General features: G+C 65.0%; 21 protein-coding genes. 18 read left to right on the plus strand and 3 right to left on the minus strand.

Translation table 11 applies throughout. From position 1 onward, the window contains the following. Nucleotides 1–194: 194 nt before the first annotated feature. A complete protein-coding gene (locus tag ACYU7Q_RS11565; protein ID WP_460609576.1) occupies nt 195–677 on the plus strand; it encodes a hypothetical protein in 483 nt (160 codons plus the stop codon). Nucleotides 678–710: 33 nt separating this feature from the next. Here the strand turns inward: ACYU7Q_RS11565 and moaA are convergent, their stop codons facing one another. Beyond that, nucleotides 711–1748: a GTP 3',8-cyclase MoaA gene (gene moaA, locus ACYU7Q_RS11570; RefSeq protein ID WP_460609577.1), complete on the minus strand. Its 1038-nt coding sequence runs from the start codon at nt 1746–1748 to the stop codon at nt 711–713. A gap of 136 nt (nt 1749–1884) precedes the next feature. Between moaA and ACYU7Q_RS11575 the strand changes: the two genes are divergently transcribed. The 17 genes from ACYU7Q_RS11575 to ACYU7Q_RS11655 all read left to right on the plus strand — a co-directional run bounded on the left by ACYU7Q_RS11575 (nt 1885) and on the right by ACYU7Q_RS11655 (nt 17231). Then, nucleotides 1885–2127 carry a MoaD/ThiS family protein gene (locus ACYU7Q_RS11575; protein ID WP_460609578.1) on the plus strand — a complete coding sequence of 81 codons (243 nt, stop codon included), beginning with the start codon at nt 1885–1887 and terminating at the stop codon, nt 2125–2127. A 321-nt stretch (nt 2128–2448) separates the two neighbouring features. After that, complete coding sequence (locus ACYU7Q_RS11580; protein WP_460609579.1) at nt 2449–3408, plus strand: coproporphyrinogen III oxidase; 960 nt, start codon at nt 2449–2451, stop codon at nt 3406–3408. Between the two features lie 22 nt (nt 3409–3430). Further along, nucleotides 3431–4135, plus strand: coding sequence for a hypothetical protein (locus ACYU7Q_RS11585; RefSeq protein WP_460609580.1), 705 nt, complete (start codon nt 3431–3433; stop codon nt 4133–4135). 235 nt (nt 4136–4370) lie between these two features. Beyond that, on the plus strand, nt 4371–4580 hold the full coding sequence (locus ACYU7Q_RS11590; protein WP_460609581.1) for a YgaP family membrane protein: 210 nt from the start codon (nt 4371–4373) through the stop codon (nt 4578–4580). A gap of 41 nt (nt 4581–4621) precedes the next feature. Further along, entirely contained in the window at nt 4622–4921 is a 300-nt protein-coding gene (locus ACYU7Q_RS11595) for a hypothetical protein (protein ID WP_460609582.1), read from the plus strand. Nucleotides 4922–5168: 247 nt separating this feature from the next. Beyond that, nucleotides 5169–5663 carry a general stress protein gene (locus ACYU7Q_RS11600; protein WP_460609583.1) on the plus strand — a complete coding sequence of 165 codons (495 nt, stop codon included), beginning with the start codon at nt 5169–5171 and terminating at the stop codon, nt 5661–5663. 71 nt (nt 5664–5734) lie between these two features. Continuing rightward, nucleotides 5735–6568, plus strand: a complete 834-nt coding sequence (locus ACYU7Q_RS11605) for a universal stress protein (protein ID WP_460609584.1) — start codon at nt 5735–5737, stop codon at nt 6566–6568. 32 nt (nt 6569–6600) lie between these two features. Beyond that, nucleotides 6601–7539 carry a universal stress protein gene (locus tag ACYU7Q_RS11610; RefSeq protein ID WP_460609585.1) on the plus strand — a complete coding sequence of 313 codons (939 nt, stop codon included), beginning with the start codon at nt 6601–6603 and terminating at the stop codon, nt 7537–7539. 77 nt (nt 7540–7616) lie between these two features. Beyond that, entirely contained in the window at nt 7617–8000 is a 384-nt protein-coding gene (locus ACYU7Q_RS11615; protein WP_460609586.1) for a spore germination protein GerW family protein, read from the plus strand. Between the two features lie 48 nt (nt 8001–8048). Then, the gene (locus tag ACYU7Q_RS11620) at nt 8049–9854 is read left to right on the plus strand and encodes an ABC transporter ATP-binding protein (protein ID WP_460609587.1); all 1806 of its coding nucleotides are present in this window, start codon (nt 8049–8051) and stop codon (nt 9852–9854) included. 270 nt (nt 9855–10124) lie between these two features. Further along, nucleotides 10125–10391: a hypothetical protein gene (locus ACYU7Q_RS11625; protein WP_460609588.1), complete on the plus strand. Its 267-nt coding sequence runs from the start codon at nt 10125–10127 to the stop codon at nt 10389–10391. Between the two features lie 143 nt (nt 10392–10534). Continuing rightward, nucleotides 10535–12592 carry a cation:proton antiporter domain-containing protein gene (locus tag ACYU7Q_RS11630; RefSeq protein WP_460609589.1) on the plus strand — a complete coding sequence of 686 codons (2058 nt, stop codon included), beginning with the start codon at nt 10535–10537 and terminating at the stop codon, nt 12590–12592. A 226-nt stretch (nt 12593–12818) separates the two neighbouring features. Then, nucleotides 12819–14276 (plus strand): BON domain-containing protein, encoded by a 1458-nt coding sequence (locus ACYU7Q_RS11635; RefSeq protein ID WP_460609590.1) that lies wholly within the window; start codon nt 12819–12821, stop codon nt 14274–14276. A 34-nt stretch (nt 14277–14310) separates the two neighbouring features. Continuing rightward, nucleotides 14311–15138: a universal stress protein gene (locus tag ACYU7Q_RS11640; protein ID WP_460609591.1), complete on the plus strand. Its 828-nt coding sequence runs from the start codon at nt 14311–14313 to the stop codon at nt 15136–15138. Nucleotides 15139–15194: 56 nt separating this feature from the next. After that, nucleotides 15195–16043, plus strand: a complete 849-nt coding sequence (locus ACYU7Q_RS11645; protein WP_460609592.1) for a universal stress protein — start codon at nt 15195–15197, stop codon at nt 16041–16043. 64 nt (nt 16044–16107) lie between these two features. Then, complete coding sequence (locus tag ACYU7Q_RS11650) at nt 16108–16368, plus strand: hypothetical protein (protein WP_460609593.1); 261 nt, start codon at nt 16108–16110, stop codon at nt 16366–16368. Between the two features lie 104 nt (nt 16369–16472). Continuing rightward, entirely contained in the window at nt 16473–17231 is a 759-nt protein-coding gene (locus ACYU7Q_RS11655) for an MlaE family ABC transporter permease (protein WP_460609594.1), read from the plus strand. 49 nt (nt 17232–17280) lie between these two features. Here ACYU7Q_RS11655 and mgtA read toward each other — a convergent pair whose 3' ends face one another. Next, nucleotides 17281–19944, minus strand: coding sequence for a magnesium-translocating P-type ATPase (gene mgtA / locus ACYU7Q_RS11660; protein ID WP_460609595.1), 2664 nt, complete (start codon nt 19942–19944; stop codon nt 17281–17283). 36 nt (nt 19945–19980) lie between these two features. Then, nucleotides 19981–20547 (minus strand): hypothetical protein, encoded by a 567-nt coding sequence (locus ACYU7Q_RS11665; RefSeq protein WP_460609596.1) that lies wholly within the window; start codon nt 20545–20547, stop codon nt 19981–19983. Between the last annotated feature and the right edge of the window lie 57 nt (nt 20548–20604).

Here is a 20604-nt window from a genome sequence, read left to right on the forward strand (position 1 = left end):
CCTCACGCATCCAATAGCCATCCCACCGGAGTAAATGCAACTTCAATACTTTCGTCTGTTCCGGGCAGGGCTGCGGGGTGTCGGCGATACCGTTAGGGCTCCCTTCGGGCCGTGCCAGCCCCGCCCCGAAGGGAGCAGCCGGCACCAAGCACTTGAATTTCACAAGAGATTCACTTTGGAGATTGCATCTTGGTTTGTCGTTCAACACCTTTATAATCAACTACGCTCAACCCTCATCCCGCATGAAAACACTTCTGCTAGCTGGCTTGGTGCTGCTCTTTGGCTTTAGTCCGGTTTTTGCGCAAAGCAGCCCCGACCAGCACCTGACGACGGCCTCCCGTGCCGATAGCGTAGCCGTACTCCGGCACCTGTTTCACCACTGCCGGAAAACCGAGCAGTTCAGCACGGCGCTCTTTGTTTTCTTACTCGGCACCAATGCCTCGCACATAAATTCAGGTGAAGGACTTCGTAAGCCAATTGCGGCACTGGGCATCAGTGCCAGTTCCGCCGGCCTTGCTATGAGTATTATTGATTGGGTGCGGTTCAACCACGCCCACGAAGAGGCGGTAGTGCATCGACTCGAACAGGGCCAACCGGTGCCGCGCTACGTGCAACGACGCTTTGCACCGGCCTGGGCCGGGGAATTGGCGCGGCATCAATCGGCCGGTAGCCGCTAGCTGTTTCCGCCTGACCCAGTTCTTCCCATCCGGCTAACCCCCAATCGTGGCCATGCTCTCGAAACTAAGCTGGTGCAAGGGCCGCTGCCGCTCGGCCTCGAAGCCATTGGCGGCCCGGTGGCGGAAAGCGGCCGACAGCGCCGCTACAATTTCCTCATCCGATTTGCCGCCGCGCAGCAGGGCGCGGGTATCGAGCACGCCCTGGTCGTAGAGGCAGGTTTTGATGCCGCCCTCGGCGGTGAGGCGCAGGCGGTTGCAGGTGCCGCAGAAGGTGCGCGAGTAGGCCGCGATGATGCCCACTGTGCCCCGGTGCCCCGCTATGGTGTATTCCGAGGCAGTAGCGCCGGCCGCCATGCTTACCGGCGTGAGCGCGCCAAAATGGTCCTCCAGGTGCTGGCGGATGCGGACGTGGTTCCAGGGCAGGGAGGCGGGGCCGGCTTCGTGGCTGCCGCCGTTGAAGGGCATTTCTTCGATGAAGCGCACGTCCACGGGCAGGTCGCGGCTGAGGCCGGCGAGTGGAATGAGGTCGTCGATGTTCTGGCCGTCCATTACCACGGCGTTGATTTTCACCTGAATGCCGGCATCGAGCAAGGCGTGAAAGGTTGCCATCACCTTGGGCAGCTCATCGCGGCGGGTGATTTGGAAGAACCGCTCCCGGTCCAGCGTATCGAGGCTGAGATTTACGGCCTTCACGCCCAGGCGGGCCAGGGCAGGCACGTGCGGCGCGGTGAGCACGCCGTTAGTAGTCAGGCTGATGTCCTCAATACCCGGCAGTTGGGCCAGCTGCTCCATGAAAGGCACCAGGTCGCGCCGCACGAAGGGCTCACCACCCGTCAGGCGAACTTTGCGCACGCCCAAGCCAGCAAGCAGGCCCGTGAGGCGCAGCATTTCCTCGTAGCTCAGCAGTTCGTGCTTGGGCATGTATTTGATGCCTTCTTCGGGCATGCAGTAGAAGCAGCGCAGGTTGCAGCGGTCCGTCACGGCCAGGCGCAGGTATTCCAGCGGGCGGCCATGCTGGTCGAAAAGGGGCGTGACGGCCGGCGCGGCCGGGGCAAGGACAGATGGAAGCACGTTTATCACCAATTTTGCCCGGCTGTACGTAAGACAGCCGGCTTGTGGTAAACCCCGGACGGCAGAAAGGTGTTCAGGCCACAGCCTCAAGCGCGGCCTGCGGCTGGGTTTCGCCCCAAAATTTACGTCGAAAGATATGTCATTAAAAGTCTCCCTCTTTGGCATCACCCGCGACATCGTGGGCACATCCGTAATCGAACTGCCGGCCCCCGCCCCCGCCACCGTGGGCGAGCTGCTGGCCGAAATGCGCCGCCAGTACCCCGCCCTGGGCGACCTGCGCAGCTGCGCTGTAGCCGTGAACAACGAGTACGCCGCCGATGACCAGCCACTGCACACGGTGGACGAAATTGCCCTTATCCCGCCCGTAGCCGGCGGCTGATGTAGCGCGGACTTTTAGGAGATGAAAAGTAGCGCAGTGGAAATGGGCCGCCTTGTACGCCAACACCCCACTGCCCGATTACGGTGCAGCGCTTAAGCTAACTATCTCACGGACATGAATTACATCATGCCACGCCATGATACTGGTCATTTTAACAGAAGAGGCTGGCAGTGAATTTTAGCCTGCCGGGCTGATGGCATTCCGTTGCTGCCCGTGGTGATTCGGTGAGGCATTTTGGTCGCCGGTTTTTGATTGGCAAAGAAGTTACCGCACCCGCCACCCATCCGCCTGCCTGCTGGTTTCTGTTCACTGCTTCAGTCCATGGCCGCCCCCGATTTCCTGCTCAGTGCCCCGCCACGGGTGGTTGCCGAACGCTGGATGCAGCAGCTACAGGACGAAGTTTGCCGTCAACTAGCCCTGCTGGATGGGAGTGGTCAGGCATTTGAGCGGCAGGACTGGCAGCAGGCCAACGGGCACGGCTGCATCCGGGTGCTTCAGCACGGCGATGTGCTGGAGAAAGGTGGGGTGGCCTTTTCGGCGGTTCGGAACGAGCTGGAGGCGGCAACCGCGCGGCAACTGAGCCTGCCCACCGCTTACTTCCTGGTGCGCATGCACGCGGTGCAGTTTCCGCGCAACCCGTGGGTGCCCATTGCGCATTTGAGCATGCACTATGTGGAGGCGGAAAACGGGGAAGCCTGGTTTGGCGGCAGCCTGGATTTGACGCCCGTATATGTGGACCGGGCGCAGGCCCACTGGTTTCATGCCCAGCTGGCGGCCCTGTGCCAGGCCCACAATGCCGGCTATTACGCCCGGTTCAAGGCCGCGGCCGATAACTATTTCTACCTGCCCCACCGGCAGGCAACGCTGGGCATTGGCGGCCTGTATTTCGACCACCTCATGGTGGATAAAGACGGTTCTTTTGCCCAGCTCTTCACGTTTGTGCGGCAGCTGGGCCTCACCTACCCCCGGCTATATGGCGTGCTGATGCACCAAAATGCCGACCGGCCCTATCACCCGCACAACAAAAGCTGGCAAGTGGTGCGCTGGGGCCATTGCGCCGAATTCAGCCTCCTGCTCGACCGCGATACCCGCCTCGGGCTGGCCACCGGCGTTCCGCTCGAAAGCATCCTGCTGAGCCTGCCGCCCCAGGCCGAATGGCCCGCCCAGCTGCACATCGGCCCCACCTCCACCGAAGCCCAGACCCAACTGTGGCTGCACCCCGGCGTGAACTGGCTCGCCCCAAACCCGGAGCCGCCGGAAGGCCTGCGTTTTGGTTCTTAACCCGCCTTATTTTCCTCCTGCCATGCGCGCGCAAATTTGGTTATCCTGGTTGCTGGTCGCCGCCCTATTCTGCACCGGCTGCGAAAGCCCTCGGAGTGGTGAAGAAACCGATGCCCCCAGCCGAGCCGTGCCCGTGGCCACCCCGCTGCCCCCTGATACGAGCGGCCGGGCCCGCCGCCCGCTCCCGCCGGCGCTGCCCCTCGACACGGAGGTGGCCAGTGCCTGGACGCGCCTGCAAAGTGCCCTGCGGCGGCACGATGCCGCACAGCTCAACCAACTCATCGACCCCGCGCTGGGCCTGTGGGTGGTGGAGGATGGCAACACGGGCCTGGCTATCACGCGGGTGGCGGCGGGGGCGGCCCTTCGGAAGGCCAACGCCCGCGAACCGCTGTTGCGCCTGGAGCAGCAGCTCCAGGCGTGCACGGCGCTGCTGGCCGTGGCCCAGTTTCCGGAAATTGACTGCGGCGATTACGGCCACGGGCGCTCCGGCTTTGCGCGGGATGGCTGCTTTGCCGGCCCGGCCACCGATTTTCAGGCCCTGGATATGTGGCCCCGCGCCCGGCTAACGGGCGGCACCGCGACCCAGGGACGGGCGGCGCAGGCGCAGGTGCAGCGCACGGTGCTCCATACGCGCAGCGGCTGGCGGTTTCATTTTGCCCAGGCGCCGGGCGCAGGCGGGCGCTGGTACCTGGTGTTCGTCGACCTGCGCGCACCCTGCATCAGCTGAAGCAGCACGCCCGGTCCGTCGCCGGGTTCCATGACCAGAATCAGGGGGTTAAACTGATTGGCATCATGCCCGCCAACCGGCTATAACAGGAACTTTGGCATACCTGCGATAGTCGGCAAGCCGGGTGGTGCTAAGGTTGGTGGCGCGGCAGCATAGTGGCAACTTGAACGGAGCATAGCGGGCCGCCCGACGCTGGCAGAACCGAGGTCATCCTTTACGTAAGCACCTGTCAATCATGCGACAGAATATTGGTTCTTTCGACCGGGCCCTGCGCCTTCTGCTGGCGGCCATCATTGTGGGCGTGCTGTTGCAGCGGCAAGTAATCGGGCCGCCGCTGCTGCGCTGGCTGCTGACGGCAGCGGCGCTGGTGGGCACCGGCGCCTTCGGATACAGCCCCCTCTATGGGCTGCTGGGCATCAGCACCCGCCGGGCACAGCCCAGCTGATGCGCAATGGCTTTCACCCACTCCCCCTTTTCTCAGCCGTTATGAAAACGACCACCAAACCGTTGCGAATGCGAAAGCCGGCCCTCACGCAATGGTCGGCCTTTGGGACGAGCCTTCTGGCCGGGCTCACGGCGGGGGTGCTGTGGGCTCCGGCTCCGGGGCAGTACTCGCGGGGCCGGCTGGCGGCCCGCTTCCGGGACTGGTCGCGCAGCTTGGCCAGCCGCTGGAGCCTGTGGCAGCCCTGGCCCCCGGCCCGGCCCACCCGGCACCGCATGTCCAACGTTCCGCGCCCCGCCCCCGACCTCTCCATGCAGCCCAACCGCTTGCTGACGGAGGATTGAAACCTGGCTGCGCCCGGTATCCCGATATTCTACTTCTGCCGTCTACCCTCTTTCTATCGATTTTAAAGCGGCCACAACGGCCACTAATCCGGAATGGACGGGCAGTCTGCGATGGCTGCCCGCCCTCCGGCAATTACCGCAGCGCCGGTGCGCCAAAGGGCCGTCACACCCTCCCGGTCCTCCCTGGCTTTCGGCAAATAAGCCCTTGGCTTTTCTCCCTCTTTTCTGCATTTAACGCGCTTGTATTATGAAACGCAACGAAACCGTGGTGGCCGTATACGACACCCATCAGGCCGCCGAAGCGGCCGTGAAAGAGCTCCAGCAAGCCGGCTACGACATGCGCAAGCTGTCCATCGTCGGGGCCGACTATGAAGTTGAAGAGAAGGTGCTGGGCTTTTATACCACCGGCGAGCGCATGAAAACCTGGGGCGGAATCGGGGCCTTCTGGGGCGGCATCTGGGGGCTGCTGCTGGGCTCGGCCATGTTTATGCTGCCCGGCATCGGGCCGCTGCTGCTGGCGGGCCCGGTGGTGAGTGCCCTGGTGGGCGCGCTGGAAGGGGCCGTGGTGGTGGGCGGCGTGAGTGCCCTGGGCGCGGCGCTGGTGAGCATGGGCGTGCCCGAGCACGACGCCCTGCGCTACGAAGTGGAGCTCAAAGCCGGCAAGTTTCTGCTGATGGCCCACGGCACCGCTGCCGAACTGGAACGGGCTCGGGAAGCGCTGAATCAAGCCATACTGGTTTAGTACCAGCTTTAAATCAGTGCATTAAAAAACTCTTCACCCGCCGCCCATTCCCGGCCCAACGCTCCATTGCCATGAAACCGGCTTTTGTTGTTCTCACCGATTTGTCGGCTGCCGCCGGAAATGCGCAGGCTTACACCGCCCGCCTGGCGGCCCGCTTGCACGGCCGGCTGGTGCTGCTGCACGTGTACCTGAGCCTGGACCCGCTGCGCGACCCCGAGGAACTGGTGCTGACCACCGCCGCGGAGCTGGCCGGCCGCCAAAAAATCCAGGCCGACTTGCAGCAGCAGGTGCGCCAGCTGCCCGTGCCCGCCGAGGCGGAGCTCTCGTTCGACCCACTGGCCTCGGCCGTGGCCGATGCGGTGCGCCGCCACCAGCCGCTGCTGCTGGCCATGGGCCGCGCCGCGCATCCCGGCCGGCTCGCGCGCCTGCTGCCCCACGAGGTGGAGCCCGTGCTCCAGGCCGCGCACTACCCCCTGCTGGTGGTGCCCGAGGGCTGGGCCGAAACCGAGCTGCCGCAGCGCGTACTCGTGGCCGCCGATGGGCGGGCCTTCGCCCTGGCCACCCCGGCCCTGGCCCTGCGAGAGCTGCTACTGGCCTTGCAGCCCACCACCGCCGTGGCCCACGTAGCCCACGAAACGCACGGCCCCTCGCACGGCGATGTAGCCTTAAAATCGGTGCAGAGCACGCAGCTATTCGGGCCCATCACCAATAATAGCTTGTACGAGGTGCGCGAGGAAGCCCCGGCCGACGGCATTCTGCACGCGGCGGCTGAGCTTAACAGCCAGTTGATTGTGATGCTGGCCCGGCCCCACACCTTCCTCGGCGGGGTTTTTCATCGCAGCGTGACGGCGCAGGTGCTGGGCCGCAGCTCGGTGCCCGTGCTGGTGCTGCCCACCCTGGCCTGACGCCGTGCCACCCTAACGTTTCGCTTTGCCTCATGCTTACGCCCGTAACGCCCTCCCACCATCAGCCGCAGCCCACGGCGTCGCCCGGGGCGAAAGCCCCGGCTCCCACGCTCATTGTCCTGACCAGCTTCTTTCCGGAGAGCCGCCGGGCCCTGCGGTTTGCCGCCGAGCTGGCCGGCGCGCTGGCAGCCCCGCTGGTGCTGCTGCACATCGACGCGATGGCCGCGCAATACCCCAACGTGCCGATGGAAACCGCGCCCGCCGACAGCCGCGAGCTGCGGCACGACTTGCAGCAGCTTGCCGATGAGCTGCACCGGCCGGCCACCATCGAGTTGGCCAGCGGGATGTTGAGCCGTGTGCTGACCGACGCGGCCCACCGCCACGCCCCGGCGCTGTTCGTTCTGGGCCGCCCCGCCGACGAGCAGGCCGATTTCGAGTTGAGCCAGGCAATAGCGGCCGAGCTGCGCACCGCCCGCCTGCCCCTGCTGCTAGTACCCGAAGTGTACGCCGGCCCCGACCTGCCCCAGCACCTGGCCGTGGCCGCCGACGACGAGCCCTTTGCCCTGCACGCCGGTGCCGAGGCCGCGCGGCTCCTGCTGCGGCAGCTAATGCCCGGCCAGGTAACGGTGGTGGCCGCTTCGCCCTTGCAGGACGACAATGTGTGCGCCGCCGCCCTACACCACGTGCGCACCAGCGGCCTGCTGCCTACCCCGGGCCCCGTTCCCACCGTGGAAGGGTTTTATGCCACCCAAACCGAACAGGGCCTGTTGCACGCCATTGCCACGACGCAGGCCGACTGGCTGGTGCTGCTGGCCCACCCGCGCCGCTACCTCGACCAGCTGCTGCACCACAGCATCACGAAGCGCATGCTGCTCTGGAGCCCGGTGCCGGTGCTGGTGGTGCCCTCCCAGGCGGCCCGCAGCCGGGGCCCCAAACGGCCTACCCCGCTGGACAACGGCTTTCTGATTTAAGATTCGCAGCAAAGCAATTAGCACCCTGATATTAAACACCTTAAAAAATGGAATCAATCACAACATCCGCCCCCACGATGGCGATAGCCGAATCGACGGCCGCCTCACCCGCTCCGGCGCTCACGTCTTCGGTGGCCGAGCGGCTGGCGCAGCTCCTGAGCACCTCGGTCCACGCCTCGACCATCTACGGCACCCCCGTGGAGCGCGACGGCGTGACGGTGATTCCCGTGGCGCAGGCGGCCTATGGCTTTGGCGGGGGCACCGGCACCGGCCCCAACGCGCAGGGCGGCACGGGAGGCGGCGGGGGCGTGCGCCTCAAGCCGGTGGGCTTCATCGAATTGAAAAAGGGACGCAGCCGCTTCCGGCCCATCCGGCGCTCGGTGGTGCCGCTGGTGGCCGTGAGCGGGCTGATGGCGCTGCTGTTGCTGCGCACGGTGCCCCGGCTGCTGCCGAGCCGCTAGCGCGGTTGGGCGGGTTAGTCAGTGTCATTTTTTCTGCCTCATGCCAGCATGAACTCCCCCGGCCCGCCTGCCATGAGCATCTGGCAGATTATTAAGCGCTTGGTTCCGTATGTGCGGCCCTACCGGTTTTTGGTGGTCAGCACGCTGGGGCTCACGCTTATTGGCTCGCTCACGGCGCAGGTCAACCCCTTCGTGCTGCGCTACACCGTCGACAAGGTACAGGCGCTGCTGCACCACGGGCAAAGCCTGAAAGTAGGAATGCCGCTGCTGCTGGGCATCAGCGGCATTTTGCTGGGCAAAGAGGTACTGAACGCGGCCCTGGATTTTGGCCAGAGCTACTTCGGGGAGGAAATCCGGGTGTACGTATCCAGCGCGCTGAGCCAGGACGCAGTGCGGCGCATCCTGTCTTATCGGCTAGGGTTTTACGCGGCCGGCAGCAACCAGACGGGCAAGCTGCAAACCCGCCTCGACAAGGGCGTGGACGCCCTCATGAAGCTGGTGCAGGACTTGTTCATCGACATCCTGCCGCTGCTGGCGGCCGCGGCGGTGTCGCTGGTGGTCATGTTTGCGGCCAGCTGGCGCATTGGGCTGGTGGCGCTGGCCGTGCTGCCGGTGTATTTCTGGCTGAGCTACCGGCAGGCCGTGCGCCTGAGCGGCGTGCGGCGCGGCATGCGCCAGCTCAAGGAAGACAAAAACCACGGCTTGCTCAACCTCATGGACTCGGCCGTGGTCATCAAAAGCTTCGTGCGCGAGCCGTACGAGGAAGAAAAGCAGGGCCGCCTCCAGCACGAGCTGCGCGAAACCCAGCTGCGGATGCGCAAGACCAACTTCTTCTTCAACGGCCTGAAGTCGCTGGTCGAGCAGGTGGGGCTGGTGGCCATCATCGTGTTTACGGCTTACCTGGTGCTCTCGCACGAGCTGTCCATCGGCACCATCATGTTCAACAGCATGCTGTTCCACAACGTGTCGGCGCCCATTCGGCAGCTCCACCAGATGTACGACGAGCTGAACGAGGTGCACACCTATTCCGAAGCCTTCTTCGAGATGCTGGATGCCGACAATGCCGTGGAGCCCACCGGCGCGGTGCCGCCCACCAACCTGCGCGGCACGTTTGAGCTGCGCCACGTCGATTTCACCTACCCCAGCGGCACCCAGGCCCTGCGCGACGTGAGCCTGACCATTGAAGCCGGCCGCACCACCGCCCTCATGGGCCTGAGCGGGGCCGGCAAGAGCACGGTGGTGAACTTGCTCTGCAAGTTCTACGAGCCCCAAAGCGGCGAAATCCTGCTCGACGGCCGCCCCCTGGCCGACTACGATACCCACGCCCTGCGCCAGCACATTGGCCTGGTGCTCCAGAAAAACCACATTTTCAAGGGCACCGTGGACGAAAACATTCGCTACGGCAACCTGCAGGCCACCCCGGCCCAGGTGCAGGCCGCCGCCCGCCAGGCCCACCTGCACGACCAGCTAATGCAGCTGCCCGGCGGCTACGAAACCGATGCCCAGCAGCTCTCGGGCGGGCAGCAGCAGCGCATCGCCATTGCCCGGCTCTTCCTCAAAAACCCGCCCATCATCTTCCTCGACGAGCCCACCGCCAGCCTCGACGCCGTGACCACTGAGCAAATCAAAGCCAGCCTCGATGCCCTGAAGCGGGGCCGCACGGTGGTCATCATCTCGCACAGCCTCGCCCAGATTGTGGAAGCCGACCGCACCTACGTCCTCGAACAGGGCCGCGTGGTGGAAACCGGCGTTCACCAGGAGCTGTACGACCAGAACGGGGCCTACCGCCGCATTTTCGATGCCTCGGCCCGCAGTCTCAACCTCGCAAAGCTGGCCCGCACCATCACCTACTGAGGCCGTTGCGGATGCGGCCGGCCCCGCTGGGTGCCGTGGTTGGGCGGCAATTTCTCCCGGCGCTGCGCCTCAAAGAATAACCTTAATCAGCTGAACTTTCGGCTGTTGTCGTGCCTCCTGGAAAGACCAAGACTGAAATCAGCCCCGGGCCTGATTCTTCTCATACTCCGGGTCGAACGGTTTTTCTACTTTTAAGAAGCTGCTGGCGGGCCCTCCGGCAGGCCCTTGCGTAGCGGCAGATTTCCACCTTCTTTCAACGCCAGCTTCCCGATGAAAACCGCCGCGCACCAACTACCGCACAACCTGGCCGGGAATGCTCCGGCCAACCTGGCCGGGCCGAGTGCCAGATACGCCCGCAAGCTGGAAAAGCCCTTGGCAAACACCTTGATGAAGCTCAACCGCAAGCTCAGCAAGCTACTGGACAAGAACAATAAATCCACCCGCAAGGCTACCCGCGAGGCGGCCCGGTTTCTGGTAAAGCGGCTGTATAAATCCTTCGAGCGCCTCGGGGCGGGCCCGGCCCCGTGCCCGGCCTGACCACAAAGGCCGGTAACGTAAAAATATTGCTGAGTATGATTCCAGTTATCAGATAAAACCGGGTGGGCTGTTGATTACCGCTTCGGAGGTGCAAGCGGTGGGTAGTTTAATGGGTACCTGGCAATGGCCTGACTCACCCAGATGTGGGCGCGCCTGCCGTGGTGGCGCACGCCGCCCTGCTGCGCGCCATGAACCACTCCCTACTCTACGATTTGCTGGTTATCCTGCTGCTGTCGGTGGGCGTGACGCTGCTGTTCAACCGCATCCGGCTGCCGTCCATCATCGGGTTTCTGGTGACGGGCATGCTGGCCGGCCCCTACGCGCTGGGCCTGGTGAAGCTGCCGGCCAAGGTGGACCAGGTGGCCGAAATGGGCATTATCATGCTCATGTTCACCATCGGGCTGGATTTTTCGGTGCAGAATCTGGGCCGGATTCGGCGGGCGGTTTTTCTGGGGGGCACCCTGCAGGTGGGCCTCACGGTGACGGCCGTGGCGGTGCTGAGCATGGCCATGGGCAGCTCGCTGGGCACGGCCGTGTTCTGGGGCTTTCTGCTGTCGCTCAGCAGCACGGCCATCGTGCTCAAGCTGATGCAGGAGCGCATGGAAGTAGAGTCGGTGCACGGGCAGATTGTGCTGGCCATCCTGCTGTTTCAGGACCTGGCGGTGGTGCCCATGATGCTGCTCATTCCGCTGCTGAGCGGGCAGAACGGCGGCAACCAATTGCTGGTGCTGGGCCTGATGGTGGTCAAAATCCTGGGCGTGGTGGCCCTGGTGGGGCTGGGCGCGCGCTACCTCATGCCGCGCCTGCTGCTGGCCGTAGCGCGCACCCGCAGCCGCGAGCTGTTTCTGCTCACCATCATCGGCACCTGCCTGGGCGTGGCCGTGCTCACGGAGCAGGCGGGGCTGTCGTTGGCGCTGGGGGCTTTTTTGGCGGGGCTGATAATCTCGGAATCCGAATACAGCTACGAGGCCGTGAGCAGCGTGCTGCCGTTTCGGGAGGTGTTTGCGAGCTTCTTTTTCGTGTCCATCGGCATGCTGTTCGACGTGCACGTGCTGCTGGCCCACCCGATTGAAATCGTGCTGCTCACCATCGGGGTCATCTTGCTAAAAATGTTGCTGACGCCGGTGGCTACGGCCTTTTTGCGCGCGCCGGTGGGCGAAATCCTGTTTACCGGCCTGGCCCTCGCGCAGGTGGGCGAGTTCGCGTTTGTGCTCTCGCGGGAGGGGCTGCGGGCCGGCCTCATCAAGCCCGACAGCTACCAGGTTTTTCTGGCCATTTCGGTGCTCACCATGTGTTGCACGCCCGGCGTGATGGCCCTGGCGCACCCCGTGGTGGCGTGGGTGATGCGCCTGCCCTGGCCCCTGGAGCTGGAACAGCGCCTGCACGTGAGCAAAGACCCGCCCCCGCCGGCCGTGGCCACGGCCGGGCCCGCCCTCACCGACCACCTCGTCATCGTGGGGTACGGCCTGAACGGGCGCAACCTCGTACGGGCCGCCAAATTTGCCAAGCTCCCCTACATCATCCTCGAAGCCGATGCCGACAAGGTGCACCGGGGCCTGAAACGCGGCGAGCGCATCATGTACGGCGACGTGACCCACGAGCACGTGCTGGAGCACCTGGGCGTGGTGCGGGCCCGGGTGGTGGTGGTGGCCATTTCGGACCCGGCCGCCGCGCTGCGGGCCGTGGCCGCCATCCGGCGGCTCAACCCCGTGGGGTGCATTCTGGTGCGCACCCTGTACGTGTACGAGCGCAAAAACCTCTACCACGTGGGCGCTACCGAGGTCATTGCGCAGGAGCAGGAAACCAGCATGGAGGTGCTGGCCCACGTGCTGGCCCGCTTTCTGGTGCCTCAGGCCGACATCGAAAAGCTCATCGGCGAGCTGCGGCACGGCAGCCACGCCATGCTGCGGCCCCACTCGCTCACCCGGGCGGCCTGGGCCGGCATTCACCTGGGGCTGACGGGGGCCGAACTGGCCGCCGTGCCCGTCGAGGCCGACCCGCAAACCTGCCTGGCCGGCCAGGTCCTGTCGGAGGCCGCGTTGCGGCGGCGCTTCGGCCTGTGCCTGCTGGCCATCCGGCGCGGCGGCGCGATGCTGGAACCGGTGACGAACGAAACGGTCATTCTGCTGCACGACACGCTTTACGTTTTCGGCAAGCCGGCCCAGGTAGCGCAGCTGGTGCAGGTGGTGGAGGCCGCCTGAACCGGGCGGGTCTTTCTTCCGCCGTGCCCGATGATGTGATAAAAATCAAACAGTAAGCTGATTGTATTCAATGCCCTGCCCGCTGTAGGGACGGAACTTTACGAAGCGCTTGCCGCGCACGGCCGCGCCGGCCCTGCTCGTCCAAGCTGCGGCGCGCCGGACATTCCGGCCCGGCCGCCCGCCGCCCGGGCCGGCGTTTTTCTCTTCTTCTAATTCCCGTAAGCTCATGGAAACCATCGAACACCCGACCCCAGCCAGCACGCAGGAAAACGTAGCGGACGCCGACATCACGGCGGCCATCGAAACGCTGTTTCTCAGCAGCCGCGGAGTCACGCCGCACCTCATCGATGTGACCACCCTGCACGGCGTGGTGGAGCTGACCGGCTTCACCGACAGCCTGCTTTCCAAGCAGCGCGCCAAGGACATTGCCCTGGCCGTGCGGGGCGTGCGCAGCGTGGTGGACGAGTTGGAAATCCGCACGCCGGAGCTGTCCGATGCTGAGCTGCGCCGCGACGTGGAGCGCGCTCTGGCCCACGACCCCGCCACCAACGACTACAAGCTGAGCTGCGCCGTAGCCAACGGCACCGTGACGGTGAGCGGCGTGGTGCAAACCTGGCAGGAAAAGCAGCTGGTGCTGCGCGTGCTGCGCGGCGTGCGCGGCGTGCGCCGCATCGAAACCGACAACCTAAAGGTGCGCGGCGGTGAAATCATGAACTCCGACGAGGAAATCTCCACCGAAATCCGGGAGGTGCTCGACTGGGACGTTCGGGTAAATAGTGCGCTGGTGGAAGTGCACACCACCGATAAAGTGGTGCACCTGTCGGGCACGGTGGGCTCGGCGGCCGAGAAGGAGCGCATCATCGACGTGGCTTACCAGGCCGGGGCCGCCCGCGTGGATGCGCACGACCTGTTTGTGGCCTACTGGGCCGTGGTGGGCGATTTGCGGCGCGAGAAGTTTGCCCACCGGCCCGACGAGGACATTGCCAAAGCCGTGCACGACACCTTCCGCTACGACCCGCGCGTGCTGTCCTACGAGCCCACTGTAACCGTGCACCACGGCTACGTCACCCTCACCGGCACCGTGAGCAACCTGCGCGCCAAGCTCGACGCCGAAGAGGACGCCCGCCACGTGGTGGGCGTATGGGACGTGCAGAACCGTCTGAAAGTGCGCCCGCCCCATCCCCTGCCCGATGCGGTAATCCGGCAAAACGTGAAGGATGCGCTGGCCCGCGACCCCTACGTGGGCGATTTCGACTTTATGGTGATGGTTTACAACGGCAAAGTGTACCTGGATGGGCGCGTGGGCAACCACTTCGAGCAGGCGCACGCCGCCGACGTGGCCGCCGGCATCACCGGCGTGGCCGAGGTGGCCAACCGCCTCGAAGTAACCGGCACCACCTGCGCCACCGGGGTGCGGCCCTACGGCCACCCGGCCACCGGCCTGCACCACTCCCCCCTCGCCGACCCCGACCACGCCCTGGCTGAGCGCATCCGGCGGCGCCACTACTGGTCGGCCGGCCTTTACCACCAAGATGTGAAAGTGAAGGTGGAAAACGGCGTGGCCACCCTCTCCGGCACGGTCGATACCTGGTTCGACCGCGAGCAGGCCGGCTTTGAGGCCTACGAGGCGGGCGCCCGCTTCGTGAACAACGAGCTGCAGGTGCGCACGGCCGTGCACGGGTAGCCCCGGGTTTTCACGCTTCTTTCCCCCCCTTGCCATGTCGCCTTGCCTGGTTGTTCTCACCGATTTTTTCGCTGTTTCTAACCGGGCGCTGTCGTACGCGGCGGGGCTGGCGGTGCCCCTGAAAGCGCATCTGCTGCTGCTGCACGCCCAGCACCACCGCCTGCTGGCCCCCGACGCATTCGGGGCCTTCTACACCTGGGCCGGCAAAGAAAAAACGCTTCACGAGCTGCGGAAGATGGCCGCCGCCCAGGCCGTGCCCACCGAAGTAGAGTTTTCCGACGACTCCATTTCCGAAACCGTGCGCGAAGTCATGGGCGAGCGGGAGCTGCTGGCGGTGGTGCTGGGCCAGCCCGGTTTCGATGGGGCACCGCGCGGGCTGGTGGCCCGCACGGCCATGGGGCTGCTGCGCCAGGCGGCTTGCCCGCTGCTGGTGGTGCCGGCCATGGGCTGGGACCAGTTTCCGCCCCGCCGCCTGCTGCTGGCCGTCGATGGCGCCCCGTTCAACCTCGGCCCGCAGCACCGCACCATCTACCGCCTGCTGCGCGCCCTGCGGGGCACCCTGGAAGTGGTGCACATCACCGACGATGAGCACCCGCGCCCCACCGCCAGCGCCCTCCTCGAAACCGTGACCCAGAACGACCTCGTGGAAGACCCCACGGAGGCGCCCCTGCACCTGCACGAGCGGCACCACGCCCGCGTGGCCAGCGGCGCGCTGGCCGAAGCCGCCCAGCTGGAAGCCGATATCCTGGTGGTGGTGGCCCGGCACCACAGCTTCATGAGCGGCCTGTTTCATCGCAGCGTCACGGCCCAGCTCATTCAGGAAAGCCCTATTCCGGTGCTGGTGCTGCCCGCCGAAGACTGAGCCGAAGCTTTTTACGCCTACTCCTACCCTCACCTTTTTTCTGTTGATTTCCTCCCATGGCACCCTCCATTCTGGTACTCGCCAACGTATCGGCCACCGCCGAGCGGGCAGCCCGCTACGCCGCCAAGCTGGGCGCGCCCCTGCACGCCAACATCGTATTACTCAACCTACTCACGCTCAACACCTATCCGGTATTACTAACGCCGGAGCTGGCCGAAATAGAAACCCGCGAAGCCGTCCAGGAACGAAATGAGCGGCTTGAGGGACTGTGGTCGATTGCGCGGCAGTTGCCCGGCCTGGCCGTGGTAGAGGAAGCAGCCGGCCCCATGTTTGATGCCGTGACGACGGCCGTGCGCCAGCACCAGGCCCAGCTGCTGGTGATGGGCCTGAGCGCCGAGCACGGCCTGCTCGACCACCTGCTGCACAACCAGATTTTGCCCGTGCTGCGCGCCACGCACCTGCCCCTGCTGCTGGTGCCCGAGGCCGCACCGCCCCCCACTCTGCCCCGGCGCGTGCTGGTAGCGCTCGATGCCGACCCCTTCACGCCCAATGCGGCCGCCCGGCACCTGGCCCCGCTGCTGGCCGCTTGCCCGGCCACCTACACCCTCGCGCACCTGGCCGAAGAGGACGAGCCGCTCGAATTCTCCAACCAGCTGGTGCGGGCCGAACTGAGGGCCAGCATGCTCCTGCCCGAAAACGCCCCGGTCGAGCTGTACCAGATAGCGCACCAGTCGCCCGCCGACGGCATTCTGCAAGCCAGCTTCGATACCCAGGCCGATTTGGTGGTGCTCATTGCCCGGCCGCGCAGCTTTTTGGGGCGGCTGTTTCACCGCAGCGTTACGGCCCAGGTCATCAGCCGCAGCCAGAAACCGGTGCTGCTGCTCCCCGCCGAGGAATCGGACTAGCCCCCGACCTTATTTCCAATTGATTTAGCCTGCATTATCCACCCTCTTGTTATTTCTATCTATCATGAAAACGAAACGCAAATTCGTCAAGCCCGCCACCAGTGAGCCGGCCACCAAACCCCATGTCGGCACTCCCCACTACGCCACCTTCGGCAAGGAGACCGATAAACCAGCGACAACCACCGACCCGGCCCGCGATGCCGCCGCCGCCCTCATCGCGGAGGGCGGCCCCGAAGCCAAGCTTCACGCCGCCTATGCTGCCGAAGACCCGCGCTATGCCGGCGGTGATGTATTCGACCTAAAAAACGAGCAAACGAGCTTATAAGCAAGCGGTTCTAGCCGAACAACCCCGGCGCGCGCCCGTAAAACCAGGGTTGGGGCAAAGCCCTTTCCCTTGTGTACTAGCCGGCACGCCGCGTGCAGTTAGCCGTGAATGAAGACTCGTTGCTGAACCAGACCGGCTTGTTGACCCGCTTTGCCGGGCGGTTCTTCCGCGAGCTGTTCCGGCCGCATTTCGAGTGGGCCGAGCTGGTGCGCCAGTGCTTCGCGGTCGGGTATCAGTCGCTGCTGCTGGTGGGCGTCACGGGCTTTATTATGGGCCTGGTCATCACCATGCGGCTGCGGCCGACCATGGTGCAGTTCGGGGCCGAGTCGTGGATTCCGACCATGGTGGGCATCACCATCATTCGCGAGATGGGGCCCATCATCACGGGCCTGATGGTGGCCGGCAAGGTCAGCTCCAACATTGGGGCCGAGCTGGGCTCGATGCGCGTGACCGAGCAGATTGACGCCATGGAAGTTTCGGGCACCAACCCGTTTAAGTACCTGGTGGTGACGCGGGTGGTGGCTGCCACGCTCATGGTGCCGGTGCTCTCCATCCTGGCCGATGCCATCAGCCTGAGCGGGGCTTATCTGGGAGTCCGGCTGCACGGCGACACCTCCGTGCCCCTGTTTATCAACGACATTCTGAACAAGCTCACCCTGGCCGCGGTGGTGGAGTCCCTGGTAAAATGCGTCTGCTTCGGCTTCGCCATTGGCCTGATAGGCTGCTACAAAGGCTACCATGCGACGGAGGGCACCGAAGGCGTGGGCCGGGCGGCCAATTCTGCCGTGGTCGTGGCATCGCTCGTCGTCTTCGTGCTCGATTTGCTGACCGTGCAGATAAGCACCATTCTGGGCATTGATTAACCCCAGTTGCGGTATTTAGGCCATTTTGGACGGTATATTCCGGGGCGCCCTATCCGAGCGATGTGCTGGCTGGTTGGCTGGGCAGTGGGGCGGTACCTGCTGGCTTTTCGTCTGCCGCGGGAAGCAGCGTGGATGCGGTAGCTCGTGCCGCATGGGCTGGCCGGTGGGAATAGCGGCGATAAAACCACTGCTTCAGCGTTTCGGCGGCCAGCACGTAGGTGGCCACAATGCCGAGAATGGCCCCGTACAAAGCCAGCGGCAGCGGCGCAAAGCCCAGCACCCGCGCCAGCGGGCTCAGCGGCAGCAGTAGCACCACCAGCCCGACAGCCGCCGTGCTCAGCACCAACCACTTGCCCGGCGGGCTGCGGAAAAACACGCGGCGCGTGCGCACCACTAGCACGATGACGGAAGCCGAGAGCACCGACTCGACAAACCAGCCCGTGCGAAACAGCACCGGCCCGGCCCCGAACCCCCACAGCAGCAGCCCGAAGCTCACGAAATCAAACACCGAGCTGAGTACGCCAAACGTAAGCATGAAGCGCCGGATGAAGGCCAAATCCCACCGCGCGGGGGCGCACACGGCGGCCGGCTCCACGTTGTCCGACGAAATCGTCATTTCCGGCAGGTCGGTGAATAGGTTGGTGAGCAGAATCTGGCCCGGCAGCAGCGGCAGAAACGCCAGAAACAGCGAGGCCCCGGCCATGCTCAGCATGTTGCCGAAATTGGCGCTGGTGGCCATGAAGAGGTATTTCATGGTATTGGCAAAGGTGCGGCGGCCCTCGCGCACGCCCTGCACCAGCACGCGCAGGTCGTGCTCCAGCAGCACGATATCGGCCGATTCCTTGGCTACGTTCACGGCCGAATCGACAGAAATGCCCACGTCGGCCGCGTGCAGCGCGCTGGCGTCGTTGATGCCGTCGCCGAGATAGCCCACCACGTAGCCGGCCTGTTGCAGGGCCCGAATCAGGGTTTCCTTCTGGTTGGGCTCGATTTCGGCAAACAGATGCACGCGGGCCACCTGATGGCGCAGCGCCTCCGGGCTCAGCTGGCGCAGGGCCGCACCGGTCAGCACCTCGCCGGCCCCGTTGATGTCCACGGTTTTGGCCACGGCGGCGGCCACCAGGGCGTTGTCGCCGGTTATCATTTTCAGCTGAATGCCCAGCTCCTCCAGTTGGTCGAGGGTGTGGCGGATGCCCGCCTTGGGCGAATCAAACAGGGTGATGAAGCCCCGGAAAGTCATGCCTGCTTCGTCGGCCGCGGTAATGTCGCGCCGGCCGTCGGGGGCCTTGGTGGCCAGCCCCAGCGTGCGAAACCCCTGTGTGCTCAGCTCCTGAAACAGGCGCTGAATCTCGTCGGCGTACTTGGCCAGCGGCTCGGGGGCGGGGCCGCCGGCATCGGCCCACGCGCACACGGCCAGCACGTTGGGCAGTGCGCCCTTGGTTATCATCAGGGGCTGGCCGTCGAGCTCGGTGAGGATGGTGAGGCGCTTGCGGAGGAAATCGTAGGGAATTTCGTCGAGGCGCGGGCAGGCGGCCACGTCGTCGGGCGCAAAGGCCAGGATGGCGGCATCGAGCGGATTGTGGAAGCCCTGTTGCAGTTGGGCGTTGATTTTGGCCAGCCGCTGCACCGCCGGCGCGGGCTGCCCGTGCAGGTCGACGATGCGGGCCACGCGCACGGTGCCGTCGGTGAGGGTGCCGGTTTTGTCGGTGCAGAGCACGGTCATGCTGCCCAGGTTTTCAATCGAGGAAAGCCGTTTCACCACCACCTGCTGCCGGGCCATGCGGCGCGCCCCCTGGGCCAGGTTGATGCTGATGATGGCCGGCAGCAGCTGCGGCGTGAGCCCCACGGCAATGGCCAGCGAAAACAAAAATGCTTCCAGCGCGGGCTTGTGCAGCAGCACGTTGCTGGCAAAGATGAGCAGCACGAGCACCAGCGTCAGCTCCAGCAGCAGGTAGCCAAACCGGCGGATGCCGCGCTCGAAATCGGTTTCCGGCGGGGCCATTTCGATGCGGGCAGCCAGGTGGCCCAGCTCGGTGGCGCGGCCGGTGCGCACCACCACGGCCGTGCCGCTGCCGCTCACCACGCTGGCGCCCATCAGCAGCGTGTTGGGGCGGGCGGCCAGCGGGGCCTCGGCGGGCAGCACGCCGGGCAGCTTGGCCACCGGAAAGGTTTCGCCGGTGAGCGTGGCCTCGTTGAGGAACAGCTCGTTGCTGGTGAGCAGCAGGCAGTCGGCCGGCACCAAATCGCCTGCGCTGAGCGTGAGCACGTCGCCGGGCACCAGCGCCTCCTCGGGCAGCGGCTGGGGGCGGCCGTCGCGCCACACGGTCGTCGTCACCCGCACGAGGGCCAGCAGCTGCTGCATGGCGGTGGATGCCCCGTATTCCTGGCTGAAGCTGAGCAGGCCACTCACCAAAATGATACCCAGGATGATGCTGGCGTCCACTACGTCGCGCAGAAACAACGACAGCCCCGCTGCCCCAATCAAAATGAGCGAAATCGGGCTCTGAAACTGCCGAAAAAACAAGCCCCACGCCGAGGGGGCCGCGTGGGGCTTGAGGGTATTGGGGCCCGTTGTTTGTCGGATTTGCTGCGCCTGGGCCTCGCTCAGGCCGGTTTCGCGGGTATGCAGCCGGGCCAGCACCTCGGCGGCGGGCTGCGCCCAGTAGGCCGAAAGCCCGTCGTCAGCCAGCGCCGGAGGGGGAAGTGCAGCCATCAGCCGGAAGTAGCGCGGGCTACCCAAAGAAGTACGTTACACCCGAATCCGGTTTTTCTTCACCACGCGGGTGATGTGGCCGTCGCCGTCGAGAAACACCTTCTTCTCTTCCTGGCCTTTTTTGATTATCACCCGGTAAGCCACCTTGTCGTGCTGGTTGTGCACGGTGAGCTTTTCCTGGTCGCCCACTATCAGCCAGCCGGGAAACTGGGTGGCCACGTTTTTCGCGGCATCGATGGGCAGCGCTGTGTTTTTGAGGACTTTGCGCGAGCTGAGCAGGTTGCCGTTCTTGTCGTAGACGGCCGTGTAGGCCATGCCCTTGCTGCTGGCATTTACCTGGTAATACGTTGCGTTGGCCTGGCCGGCGGCAGGTTTTTCCTCATTTATCGACCATTCCTGGCCGTATAGCGTGCCCGGAATGGTGGACACGTCCTTGACGATGGAGCCGGGAAAATCCTTCTGGAGGGCCGACATCACCTTCTGCGGCTCTTCGCCTTTCTTGACGTGGATAATGGTCACGGCTTCGGCTTCGGTGGGCTCCTGGGCCCAGGCGGCGCTCAGCGAAGCACCGGACAGCAGTACAGCAATCAGGGTCGTTTTCATGGTTGAAAGATTGAAAAGTGGGAGAAAAGGGGGTCAGAAAGCCGCGCCCGTGGGCGG

The organism is Hymenobacter terrigena (assembly GCF_054776515.1).

What these genes read in the sequence shown, in the direction of transcription:
- ACYU7Q_RS11575 (WP_460609578.1), top strand. Translation starts at nt 1,885, where the DNA reads ATGTCATTAAAAGTCTCCCTCTTTGGCATCACCCGCGACATCGTGGGC.
- ACYU7Q_RS11580 (WP_460609579.1), top strand. Translation starts at nt 2,449, where the DNA reads ATGGCCGCCCCCGATTTCCTGCTCAGTGCCCCGCCACGGGTGGTTGCC.
- ACYU7Q_RS11585 (WP_460609580.1), top strand. Translation starts at nt 3,431, where the DNA reads ATGCGCGCGCAAATTTGGTTATCCTGGTTGCTGGTCGCCGCCCTATTC.
- ACYU7Q_RS11590 (WP_460609581.1), top strand. Translation starts at nt 4,371, where the DNA reads ATGCGACAGAATATTGGTTCTTTCGACCGGGCCCTGCGCCTTCTGCTG.
- ACYU7Q_RS11595 (WP_460609582.1), top strand. Translation starts at nt 4,622, where the DNA reads ATGAAAACGACCACCAAACCGTTGCGAATGCGAAAGCCGGCCCTCACG.
- ACYU7Q_RS11600 (WP_460609583.1), top strand. Translation starts at nt 5,169, where the DNA reads ATGAAACGCAACGAAACCGTGGTGGCCGTATACGACACCCATCAGGCC.
- ACYU7Q_RS11605 (WP_460609584.1), top strand. Translation starts at nt 5,735, where the DNA reads ATGAAACCGGCTTTTGTTGTTCTCACCGATTTGTCGGCTGCCGCCGGA.
- ACYU7Q_RS11610 (WP_460609585.1), top strand. Translation starts at nt 6,601, where the DNA reads ATGCTTACGCCCGTAACGCCCTCCCACCATCAGCCGCAGCCCACGGCG.
- ACYU7Q_RS11615 (WP_460609586.1), top strand. Translation starts at nt 7,617, where the DNA reads ATGGCGATAGCCGAATCGACGGCCGCCTCACCCGCTCCGGCGCTCACG.
- ACYU7Q_RS11620 (WP_460609587.1), top strand. Translation starts at nt 8,049, where the DNA reads ATGAACTCCCCCGGCCCGCCTGCCATGAGCATCTGGCAGATTATTAAG.
- ACYU7Q_RS11625 (WP_460609588.1), top strand. Translation starts at nt 10,125, where the DNA reads ATGAAAACCGCCGCGCACCAACTACCGCACAACCTGGCCGGGAATGCT.
- ACYU7Q_RS11635 (WP_460609590.1), top strand. Translation starts at nt 12,819, where the DNA reads ATGGAAACCATCGAACACCCGACCCCAGCCAGCACGCAGGAAAACGTA.
- ACYU7Q_RS11640 (WP_460609591.1), top strand. Translation starts at nt 14,311, where the DNA reads ATGTCGCCTTGCCTGGTTGTTCTCACCGATTTTTTCGCTGTTTCTAAC.
- ACYU7Q_RS11645 (WP_460609592.1), top strand. Translation starts at nt 15,195, where the DNA reads ATGGCACCCTCCATTCTGGTACTCGCCAACGTATCGGCCACCGCCGAG.
- ACYU7Q_RS11650 (WP_460609593.1), top strand. Translation starts at nt 16,108, where the DNA reads ATGAAAACGAAACGCAAATTCGTCAAGCCCGCCACCAGTGAGCCGGCC.
- mgtA (WP_460609595.1), bottom strand. Translation starts at nt 19,944, where the DNA reads ATGGCTGCACTTCCCCCTCCGGCGCTGGCTGACGACGGGCTTTCGGCC.
- ACYU7Q_RS11665 (WP_460609596.1), bottom strand. Translation starts at nt 20,547, where the DNA reads ATGAAAACGACCCTGATTGCTGTACTGCTGTCCGGTGCTTCGCTGAGC.